The following is a 10,917-nucleotide window of genomic DNA, read 5'->3' as shown; positions in this document are numbered from 1 at the left end:
GACTTTTGTTTTATTTGCTTTGTGATCTTTATTGAAGTAGGAGGTTACTCTTCGCTTTAGGTTTTTTGCTTTCCCTACGTATATGATTTTATCTTTGTCGTCAAAGTATTGATAAATGCCCGGTGTCTCTGGTAAGCTACTTACTAGAGTTTTTAGGTAAATCTCTCTCTTTAGTTTATCTTCCTTTGTCTCTTTTTGAACATTCATTGTTCCACGTGTAACATATTTGTTAATAACTCACTTCTTAGCATATACAACAAACGCCACGAAGTGTGGCGTTTGTAAAGTTATAATTTAAAGTGATAAAACCGTATCTATTTCTAAATCTTTCGGGAAGCCCTTCCTTCCTTCTAGTTTTTTTAATTCAATGATAAAGTTTACCATAGTCTGTTTAGGCTTGAGTTGATTGACTAGTTTTATTGCCGCCTTCATAGTGCCACCTGTAGCAAGAAGATCATCATGAACAAGAACTACGTCATCTTCCGTCAAAGCGTCTTTGTGCATTTGGATAATATCCGTTCCATATTCTTTTTTGTAACTTTCTTCAATCGTTTCTGCAGGAAGTTTTCCAGGCTTTCTTATGGTGACAAATCCTGCACCCAATCTAGTTGCTAAAATAGGACCCATAATAAAACCTCTTGATTCAATTCCTACCACTTTTGTAATGCCTTTGTCTTTATACATTTCGTATAAAATATCTCCTAAACATTCTAAAGCCTCTGCGCTTTTGAAAAGGGTAGTTATATCGTAAAAAAGAATACCCTCTAGAGGGAAGTCTTTTACGGTTCTAATTTCTTTGATCAATTCTTCTTTAGTCATTTTTGATTTTTTTGTTATTGTGTTATTTGTTCCACGTGTAACATTCATTTTCTTACTAGAACTAAAAGTACATTTATATCACTAGGGGATACACCTGGGATGCGACTTGCTTGTGCAATATTCTCAGGGTCTATTTTCTGAAGCTTTTCTCTAGCCTCAAAAGACAGTGAATGGATTTGGCTATAATCAAATTTACCTCTTATTTTTATGTTTTCCAATCTTTTTGTCTTTTCTGCAATTAGCTTTTCTCTTTCTATATATCCACTGTATTTAACTAAGATCTCAGCAGCTTCAATTATTTCTTCTCTTCTACCTTTGATCTTATCTAATTCTTCTTTAAATGCGGGAATGGAATCTTGTATATTCTCAAAAGTAATTTGTGGTCGAGTTAATACTTCAATTAGTTTGCAACCATGTTTTAATGATGTTGTTCCTAGCTTTTCTAGTGCTTCATTGATGTAAGCAGGTTTGACTGAGTAGTTATTTGCAAACTCTAAAATACGATCAATTTGTTCTTTTTTACTACTGTATAAATTATACCTTTCACGAGAAGCTAATCCTAAATCCCAAGCTTTAGGAGTTAATCTCATATCGGCATCATCCATCCTCAGAAGAATTCTATATTCTGCCCTTGAGGTAAACATACGATAGGGCTCATCAACGCCTTTAGTAACAAGATCATCAATTAATACTCCGATATAGGCCTCGTCTCTACCTAAGATGAATTCTTTCCCACCATGGCAGTTAATGTGTGCATTAATTCCCGCGATTAACCCTTGACCTGCTGCTTCTTCATACCCAGTAGTACCATTTACCTGTCCTGCAAAGAATAAGTTCTTTATTACCTTAGATTCAAGAGTGTGGGTTAGTTGAGTCGGATCAAAAAAATCATATTCAATAGCATACCCAGGTCTGTAAACATGGACATCTCTAAATGCAGGAATCTGGCGTAAAGCTTTAAGTTGAATATCCATTGGCAGAGAAGATGAGAAACCATTTAGATACATCTCATTTGTGTTTACACCTTCAGGTTCTAAGAATAGTTGATGCTTCTCTTTGGTAGGGAAGTTTACAATTTTAGTTTCTACGCTTGGACAATAGCGTGGCCCGATACTTTTAATCTGTCCGTTATAAAGAGGAGAGTCTACCAGTCCTTTTCTCAATGTTTCGTGAGATTCAGGAGTAGTGTAACAAGTCCAACAAGGGAGTGCGTCTAGGTGCCTTTTTCCAGTGTCCATAAAGGAGAACTTATGAAAGTCATCATCGCCTTCTTGTGGCTCCATATCTTCAAAGTGAACACTTCTTGAATCAATACGCACAGGAGTACCTGTTTTCATTCTGTCAAATCGAATGCCATAGCTATTAATAGACTCTGTTAGATAGTAACTAGCAGGTTCAGCCATACGACCACCAGGTAGTTGAGTTTTACCAACATGCATGAGTCCATTTAAGAATGTTCCTGCAGTAATTATTATAGACTTAGCATAGAAAGTTGCTTCCCATAGAGTGTTTACACCTATAACTTGGCCATCTTTTATTATTAGATCTTTAACGCTGTCTTGCCAGATGTCAAGGTTGTCTGTAGAATCGAGCACTTCTCTCCATTCCCAAATGTATTTATTTCTGTCGCACTGTGCTCTGGGGCTCCACATTGCAGGCCCTTTTGAACGATTGAGCATACGAAATTGGATAGCAGTTCTATCTGTTATTAATCCCATTTCTCCTCCCAGTGCATCAATTTCTCTTACTATTTGTCCTTTAGCTATCCCTCCGATAGCTGGATTGCAGCTCATTTGTGCAATCTTATTCATATCCATTGTTATTAGGCATGTTTTAGAACCTAGGCGAGCAGCTGCAGTTGCAGCTTCACAGCCAGCATGTCCAGCGCCTATAACAATTACGTCATATTTAAATTCCATCTGAAAATCTAGTTTAAATCAGTACACTAAACGTACCTGTTGAATGTTTTTTAAAAAGAGGAGATATGTGCAATTCTTTTATAAATTGTTAGAGCTTCGTTTTCAGCTTGTTCCATAATTTCTCTTTCTCCTGGCCCTTTATCATTTATACCACAGAGGTGTAATATACCATGAATAAGGGTTCTGTGTAGCTCTTCATTATAGGGCGTGTTGAATTGCTCGGAATTGGTTTTTACCGTGTCTAAACTGATAAATAAATCTCCCGATATAATATTCCCTTTACAATAATCAAAAGTAATAATGTCTGTGTAGTAGTCGTGTTGAAGATATGTGCGGTTGACCTCTAAAATTTTCTCATCAGAGCAAAAGATATAAGCTATCTCTCCAGCTCTTCTTTGATATTTAGTGGCTACTTCTTTTATCCATTCCTGGATAAGTTTCTCATTAATAATGGGCATTTCTACCCCTTCAGTATGGTAAGTAATAATCATAGTGATAAATGCAATTTGTTGAAAACAACCCCAAGACATTTTACCCTATGGCTTTGTTTTCGTACAAATTTAGGAATAACTTTTCGTTTGTGATTGCTTTTTAACTTATTTTGCTTTAAACCGACCTTTAAACGGCATATTATTATTATCTTTTAAAAGCTTTACACCTTGATTTACAAACAGTAATGTGCAAATAGAACTTACTGGAAAGTGTTTGAATAACCTGAAGTAAATAAATTTAGCTGGTACTTGCCAACGTTTTAACTGGGTAATATGTTTTTAGTTAAACTCCGGCTTAAATGTATATTCTTTTATACCTTTGTTTGGGATAAATTAATTAGAATGGAAGAAAATTTTGATATAAGAGATCACCAGCTAACCACTCGTGAAAAGGAATTTGAGAATGCTTTGCGTCCTCTTTCTTTTTCTGATTTTAATGGTCAAGATAAGGTGGTTGAGAACTTAACTATATTCGTAAAGGCTGCCCGTTTGAGGGCTGAAGCTTTGGATCATGTCCTCCTTCATGGACCTCCTGGTTTGGGTAAAACAACCCTATCAAATATTATTGCAAATGAATTAGAAGTAGGCTTTAAAGTTACATCAGGTCCAGTATTAGATAAGCCTGGAGATTTAGCTGGTGTTTTGACAAGCTTGGAGCCTAATGATGTCTTGTTTATTGATGAAATACATCGATTGTCTCCAGTGGTAGAAGAGTATTTGTATTCTGCTATGGAAGATTATCGTATCGATATCATGATAGATAAAGGACCTTCAGCTAGAAGCATCCAACTTGAGTTAAATCCTTTTACCTTGGTTGGGGCAACGACTAGAAGTGGGTTGTTGACAGCACCTCTTCGTGCCCGTTTTGGAATTAATCTTCACTTAGAATATTATGACGATGATGTATTAACTACTATTATTAAACGATCTGCAGCTATATTAGACGTTCCTTGTGATGATCAAGCTGCTGCAGAAATTGCATCTCGCAGTAGGGGTACCCCACGTATTTGTAATGCTTTACTTAGACGAGTACGTGATTTTGCACAAGTGAAGGGTGATGGCTCTATAGATATTAAAATAGCTCAATATGCACTTGAGGCTTTAAATATTGATAAATATGGCTTGGATGAAATAGACAACAAGATTCTTTGTACTGTTATCGATAAGTTTGATGGTGGTCCTGTGGGACTAACTACTATTGCTACAGCTTTAGGTGAAGACCCAGGAACTATTGAAGAGGTATATGAGCCTTTTTTAATAAAAGAAGGTTTTATAAAACGTACTCCTCGTGGAAGGGAAGTAACACCTCTTGCTTATAAACATTTAGGAAGAGAGCTTCAATCAAAACAACAATCTCTATTTTAGACTTTAGCACAAACCGGATAAATGACTAATCAATCAAAATTAGGTGTTCCTAAAAATGACGGTAAGAAACTAGTGAAAGATATCATGATTTATGGAGTGAGCAGCATCGTGGGTCGCTTCCTGAATTATCTCCTAGTTCCTTTATATTCTTATAAAATGCCTGTTGAAAGTGGGAGCTACGGCGTGGTGTCTAATATGTATGCACTTATAGCTCTTCTGCTGGTCATTCTAACTTATGGAATGGAAACAGGTTTCTTTTACTATGCCAACAAACAAAAAGAAAATCCAAAGAAAGTATTCTCTACTATTCTGATTGCAGTGGGCGTAACTTCTCTAGTCTTTGTTTTACTTTGTTTGTTAAACTTAGATTCTATAGCCCATCTATTGGAGTATGATGCTCACCCAGAGTACCTGGGTATGATGATGATTGTGGTGGCTATGGATGCTTTTATGAGTATCTTATTTGCATACTTAAGGTATAAGAATAGACCTATTAAGTTTGCTGGAATAAAACTCTTTTTTATTGGATGTAATATCATACTGAATTTATTCTTCTTGGTATGGGTTCCTTATTTGCAACCATTGGCTCCCGATTTATTTACTTGGTATGATCCACAATACTTAGAAAGATACGTATTTGTTGCCAATTTAATAGCAACATCTATGCAGTTATTATTCTTTATTCCAGAGTTAAAAGGAATGGAGTATATTTTTGATAAAGCATTATTTAAGAGAATTTTTAAGTACTCATTCCCTGTTCTTATTTTAGGCGTAGCAGGTGTTTTGAGTCAGACTTTTGATAAAATAATATTTCCTTTAGTATATCCAGATGCAGACAAAGGTTACGTAGAATTGGGTATTTATGGAGCCACGAGTAAGATTGCAATGATAATGGGTATGTGTACACAAGCATTTAGATATGCTTATGAACCTTTTGTGTTTAGTAAAAATAGAGAAGGAGATGGAAGGCAAACGTATGCAGAGGTAATGAAATTCTTTCTCATCTTTACATTGCTCGGCTTTTTAGGTGTCGTTTTTTATATGGACATTATACGTTATATTATTCAGCCTGGATATTGGGAAGGACTTCGTGTTGTGCCTATCGTAATGGTGACAGAGATATTGATAGGAGTCTTCTTTAATCTAGCTTACTGGTATAAACTAATTGAGCAAACTAAGTGGGGCGCTTATTTCTCTATAATAGGTTGCGTAATTATTATTGTTCTTAATCTGCTATGGATTCCAAAATATAGCTATATGGGCTGTGCTTGGGCAGGAGTAGTAGGGTACGGTGTGATGACGTTATTGTCTTATATTGTAGGACAGAAGAAAAATCCAATCCCTTACAACTTGAAGGAAATAGGCATCTATATCGGTTTGGCTTTCGTACTTTATCTTTTAGGAACTCAAATAGAAATAGAAAATTTCTATTTAAGAATGCTATATAGAACAATATTGATATTATTATATGTAACTTATGTAGTTAAAAAGGATTTGCCGTTGGCAAGAATACCTATTATTAACCGTTTTATTAAGAAGTAAATATGAGTACTGATAAAAGAAATGTATTTGCGGTTAGATCTTTTGTAAAAGAATATTTAGATCTACACAAGGATAAAGACAATGAACAGCTCACCGTAGAGAGTATTCGTAAAGGAGTCAGTTTTAAGGGTGCAAATCTATGGATTTTGATATTTGCTACATTCATGGCCTCTTTAGGTTTGAATGTAAACTCTACCGCTGTAATTATTGGTGCTATGCTTATTTCCCCTTTAATGGGACCCATTATGGGGATAGGACTAGCTGTAGGTATAAATGATTTTGAGTTAATGAAACGCTCTTTCAAGAGCTTTTTAATTACGACAGCATTTAGTGTAGTAACGTCAACAGTATTCTTTTTATTATCGCCTTTAGCAGAGGCTCAATCTGAACTGCTAGCGCGTACGTCACCAAATATTTATGATGTTTTTATTGCTTTGTTTGGTGGACTTGCTGGAGTAGTAGCTTTGTCAACAAAAGAGAAAGGGAATGTGATACCTGGTGTGGCTATTGCTACAGCACTTATGCCTCCTTTATGTACAGCTGGTTATGGGTTAGCTACAGGTAATCTCGCTTTTTTCTTAGGTGCATTTTATCTTTATTTTATAAATTCTGTGTTCATATCAGTAGCAACTTATTTGGGTGTTCGAGTGATGCACTTTAGGGCAAAAGAGTTTGTTGATAAATCTAGAGAATTAAAGGTGCGTAAATATATTGTTTTCATAGTGGTTGCTACTATGGTACCTGCGATCTATTTAACTGTAGGGATTATTAAAGAAACTGTATTTAAGGGTGCTGCTACGCGATTTATTACGGAAGAACTTACGTTTGATAATACTCAAATTATTAACCGGTCGATAGGGCAGAATGATTCTACTAAACAGAAAGAAATTCGTGTTGTGTTAATTGGAGCTGAAGTACCTGAAGCCTCTATAAATATAGCTCGCCAAAGAATGCCAAAATATAAGTTAAATGACGCTCGTTTAGTTGTTATACAAGGGATGAATGAATCTGCACCCGACATGAAGTCAATTAAAGCCTCTTTGATGGAGGATTTCTATAAAGACAACCAAATGAAGCTGCAAGATCAACAAGTGAAGATAGAGAGTCTTGAAGGGGCTATAGCCAAGTATAAAGAGTATAGTTCACTAAGTTCTAAAATTGCACCCGAATTAATGGTTCTTTATCCTTCCGTGAAGAAGATCTCTATATCTGAAACTGTAGAAGTAGATGTGAAGACATTGAAGCCCGATACAGTAACACTTGCTATTTTAAATTTGAATAAGGAGCTCGATAAGGAAGAGAAAATCAAATTAGAAGATTGGCTTAAAACAAGAGTCGGAGCTAAGAAGTTTAGATTAATACTTGAGTAGATTTACGAGTATCTCAATGATTAAAACAAGAAGGACACCTATCTAGAATTTTAGATAAGTGTCCTTTTTATTTTAGTCTATAATAATGTTCAATTACCTTTTTAGAATAATCACTAATACAGCGGATATGAATAGGATGATACCTATGGCTATCTGTAGTGTGAAGATTTCATTAAAGAATATAAGTCCTACTGTTATTGCTGTTACAGGTTCCATTGCTCCTAAAACAGATGTAATGGTAGATCCTATTCGTTTTATAGCTTGAATGAGAGCTAAGTTTGAAATAATAGTTGGTATAATAGCGAGTAGTAGGAGTGACCCAAAGGATTTCCATGAGGGAATGGGTTGTACTCCCGAGAATAAAGATATTCAGTAAATAAAATAATACCTCCAAACAAGAATACATAGAAAGTAAGTTTTAATCCACTCATTTGTATGTTTACTTTATTGACTGCTACTAAGTATGATGCATATCCTAATCCCGATATGAGAACAATTACGATACCCGACAAAGATAGTTGAGTTTCTTTACTCCCACTAATTGATAAAAGTGCAACCCCAATGATGGCTATGATGATTGCCAAAATACGCCAATTTGATTTTTTCTCCTTGTAAAGGATCATCATTAGTATTGTAGTGAATACAGGATACATAAAATGTATTGCTGTGGCTACACCGCTAGAGATCAAATGATATCCCAAAATAAAAATAAAGAAGAGATATCATAAAAAACGGCGAGGAGTAACAGTGACGGGAGGTCTTTCATCTTTATTCTAAGTGATATACCTTTTCCCATAAGTATGAGAGCTAATACAGTACAAGCAAAAATAAATCTATACAAAAGTATAGATGGAAACTGCATTCCCTCTGCTATTACAGGCAGAGTAAATAAAGGTATTAATCCAAAAGTAGATGAGGATAATAAACCATATACAAATCCAGTAACTGTTTCTTTAGTCATTTTAGTAGTGCATATTATATGAAATGCAAATATATGTAAAATACTTTACTAAATATTTCAATTTTCTATTTTGAGTTTTTGTAAGGTAATCAAAATTTATGGGAAGAAAAAAGGAGGAACTATACTTAGCTCCTCCTTCTTTTGTAAAATTATTTTTGGAATCTTCTGGCCCAACCCTCTTCGCTAAAATTGGGTTGCTCACCTCTAAATTCTGTTTTCTTAGATTTTGCCTTTTTAGGTCCTCTAGCTGAGGTATACCCTCTTTCAGATCTACTAGGTTTACGTCTATTACTATTACGTTGAGTTCTGTCACCACCTCTATTGCTACTTCTGCCTTGAGTATCATTTTCGCTAGCAACTTCTACCACGATTTTTCTATCTCCCCATTGTTTGTTATTTAGACCTTTTAAAACATCTTTTGTTGATCTTTCTTCAACTTCAAAGAATGAGAAATTTCTCATTAGGTCTATTTTACCTAATTCTACTCTTCTACGAGTGTTTTGATTTAATAAGTCTATTAATTCATGTGGGAAGAAATTATCAGTCTTTCCTAAATTAATGAATAATCTAGTATAGCCTTCTTGAGCTTGTCTACGACTATTTCCTCTGTCGTTTCTTTCTCTACGATCTCTTCTATTGTCAGTTGGTGCTTCAATATCTTCTCTGTCTTGGTAATATTCAAGGAATCTATTAAACTCTAATGATACCATACGTTTAATAACGTCTTCCTTAGATAGCCAATCAAGTTTTCTATAGATTTCTGGTAAGAAGTGTTCTATTTCCTCTTCGTTTACCTTAACTTTTTCTACTTCGTCAATTACTTTAATAATCTGTTGTTCACAAATTTGCTCTCCTGTAGGTAGTTCTCCGTTTTCAAACTTCTTACCTATAATCTTTTCGATATCGCGAAGTTTGCCCGATTCACGAAGGTTGATAATAGCAATAGAAGTACCCGTTTTTCCAGCTCTTCCAGTACGTCCGCTACGGTGTGTATAGCTTTCTGTATCGTCAGGTAAGCCGTAGTTGATAACATGGGTTAAGTCATCTACGTCTAGTCCTCTGGCTGCAACGTCTGTAGCAACAAGTAGTTGAATATTTCTCATACGGAATTTCTGCATTACTGCATCTCTTTGAGCTTGTGACAACTCTCCATGAAGAGAATCTGCATTGTAACCATCTTTAATAAGTAGGTCTGCAATTTCTTGAGTTTCTCTACGGGTACGGCAGAAAATGATGCCATAAATCTGAGGATAAAAATCGGCAATACGTTTTAAAGCAGCATACTTATCTTTTGCATGAACTTTATAAACGACATGTTTCACATTCTGTGAACCCTCGTTTTTACGACCAATAGTAATCTCTTTTGGATTTTGTAGATAGTTTTTTGATATCCTAGCAATCTCAGGACTCATGGTTGCTGAGAAAAGCAGAGTATTTCTATCTTTTGGTACATCTTGTAATATAGAGTTGATACTTTCAGTAAAACCCATATTAAGCATTTCGTCTGCTTCATCCATTACTACATTCTTAATGGTTGAAAGAGATACAGTACCACGATTCATTAAGTCTAATAATCTACCTGGGGTTGCTACAATAATGTGAACACCTCTTTTAAGGCTTCTTATTTGACTATCTATAGAAGATCCTCCATATACAGGAATTACTTTTAATCCCTTAATATATTTTGAGTAATTGTATAAATCATCTGCTATTTGTAAGCAAAGTTCGCGTGTAGGACAAAGTACTAAAGATTGAGGTACTCTGTTTTCCACATCTACCTTTTGTATAATAGGTAGACCAAATGCTGCTGTTTTCCCTGTCCCCGTTTGTGCAAGAGCTACTACATCATTGTTTTCTCCCAATAAATAAGGTACAACTTCTTCTTGTACCGGCATAGGGTGTTCGTAACCCATCTCAGTGATCGCTTTTAATATCTCAGCAGATACACCAAGTTCTTCAAAATTTTTCATCAAATGTTTTCTAATCTTTAAAATCTACTGTTACGGATTTTAAGTGCTATGTGCAAGAATAGCAAAAGTTTGGAGGAGGAACAGTCTTTAATTATTCCAACAGCATAGAGCGAAGCTTATCTAAATCTCTCTCTGAGAACCCAAGACCTTCCATTAGGAAGGATTCGACATTACCGTAACTGGACTTAATTTCTTGGATCGATGCATTGATATACTCCTCTTGAGCTAATACCAATGCTGTTAGAGCTTCTTGTGCGTTGTTCGATAAGTTTGAAGCATACTCATAGGCTTCAGAAATATCTAAAAATTGATTGGATCGAAGGTAGTCTAACCTTGCCGTTTCATCATTGACACCCAAGGAGGTAAGTAGTAAGTAAGAAATGATTCCTGCTTGTTCTTTACCTGTGGGGCATTGGAAAACGATAGGATAGTTTGTTTCATCCAATAATAGAGTGAATACTTGTTTATATTGTTCTTTAT

General features: G+C 35.3%; 10 protein-coding genes and 1 pseudogene. 4 read left to right on the top strand and 7 right to left on the bottom strand.

Annotation, left to right across the window (positions count from 1 at the left end):
• The 4 genes from K8V80_RS11565 to ybeY all read right to left on the bottom strand — a co-directional run.
• On the bottom strand, nt 1-207 hold a 207-nt coding region (locus tag K8V80_RS11565), incomplete at its 3' end, for a GIY-YIG nuclease family protein (RefSeq protein ID WP_276778206.1).
• 87 nt (nt 208-294) lie between these two features.
• Entirely contained in the window at nt 295-819 is a 525-nt protein-coding gene (locus tag K8V80_RS11560; RefSeq protein ID WP_006743720.1) for an adenine phosphoribosyltransferase, read from the bottom strand.
• A 44-nt stretch (nt 820-863) separates the two neighbouring features.
• Nucleotides 864-2,738 (bottom strand): tRNA uridine-5-carboxymethylaminomethyl(34) synthesis enzyme MnmG, encoded by a 1,875-nt coding sequence (gene mnmG / locus K8V80_RS11555; protein WP_276778203.1) that lies wholly within the window; start codon nt 2,736-2,738, stop codon nt 864-866.
• A gap of 50 nt (nt 2,739-2,788) precedes the next feature.
• Nucleotides 2,789-3,229: an rRNA maturation RNase YbeY gene (ybeY, locus tag K8V80_RS11550; protein ID WP_276778201.1), complete on the bottom strand. Its 441-nt coding sequence runs from the start codon at nt 3,227-3,229 to the stop codon at nt 2,789-2,791.
• 342 nt (nt 3,230-3,571) lie between these two features.
• On the opposite strand from ybeY, the gene ruvB reads away from it, so the two are divergent.
• Genes ruvB through K8V80_RS11535 form a run of 3 tightly spaced genes read left to right on the top strand, consistent with a single transcriptional unit; the run spans nt 3,572 to nt 7,506 of the window.
• Complete coding sequence (gene ruvB, locus K8V80_RS11545) at nt 3,572-4,594, top strand: Holliday junction branch migration DNA helicase RuvB (RefSeq protein ID WP_276778199.1); 1,023 nt, start codon at nt 3,572-3,574, stop codon at nt 4,592-4,594.
• 21 nt (nt 4,595-4,615) lie between these two features.
• Complete coding sequence (locus K8V80_RS11540) at nt 4,616-6,136, top strand: lipopolysaccharide biosynthesis protein (protein WP_276778196.1); 1,521 nt, start codon at nt 4,616-4,618, stop codon at nt 6,134-6,136.
• Between the two features lie 2 nt (nt 6,137-6,138).
• Nucleotides 6,139-7,506, top strand: a complete 1,368-nt coding sequence (locus tag K8V80_RS11535; RefSeq protein WP_006743715.1) for a TIGR00341 family protein — start codon at nt 6,139-6,141, stop codon at nt 7,504-7,506.
• A 93-nt stretch (nt 7,507-7,599) separates the two neighbouring features.
• Here K8V80_RS11535 and K8V80_RS11530 read toward each other — a convergent pair.
• Nucleotides 7,600-8,347, bottom strand: a pseudogene (locus tag K8V80_RS11530) (DMT family transporter).
• Between K8V80_RS11530 and K8V80_RS11525 the strand changes: the two are divergent.
• Complete coding sequence (locus tag K8V80_RS11525; protein WP_245531264.1) at nt 8,307-8,489, top strand: hypothetical protein; 183 nt, start codon at nt 8,307-8,309, stop codon at nt 8,487-8,489. The pseudogene K8V80_RS11530 and the gene K8V80_RS11525 overlap by 41 nt on opposite strands.
• Before the next feature lie 127 nt (nt 8,490-8,616).
• On the opposite strand, the gene K8V80_RS11520 is transcribed toward K8V80_RS11525, so the two are convergent.
• Nucleotides 8,617-10,437: a DEAD/DEAH box helicase gene (locus K8V80_RS11520; RefSeq protein WP_006743714.1), complete on the bottom strand. Its 1,821-nt coding sequence runs from the start codon at nt 10,435-10,437 to the stop codon at nt 8,617-8,619.
• A gap of 91 nt (nt 10,438-10,528) precedes the next feature.
• Nucleotides 10,529-10,917 (bottom strand): tyrosine-protein phosphatase (locus tag K8V80_RS11515; protein WP_276778192.1); only part of this gene is annotated, 389 nt, incomplete at its 5' end.

The sequence above is a fragment of the Bacteroides coprosuis genome (assembly GCF_020741705.1).
GTDB lineage: Bacteria > Bacteroidota > Bacteroidia > Bacteroidales > Bacteroidaceae > Bacteroides_E > Bacteroides_E coprosuis.
Note: the sequence above shows the minus strand (reverse complement) of the source record. Positions and strands in the feature narration are given on the sequence as shown.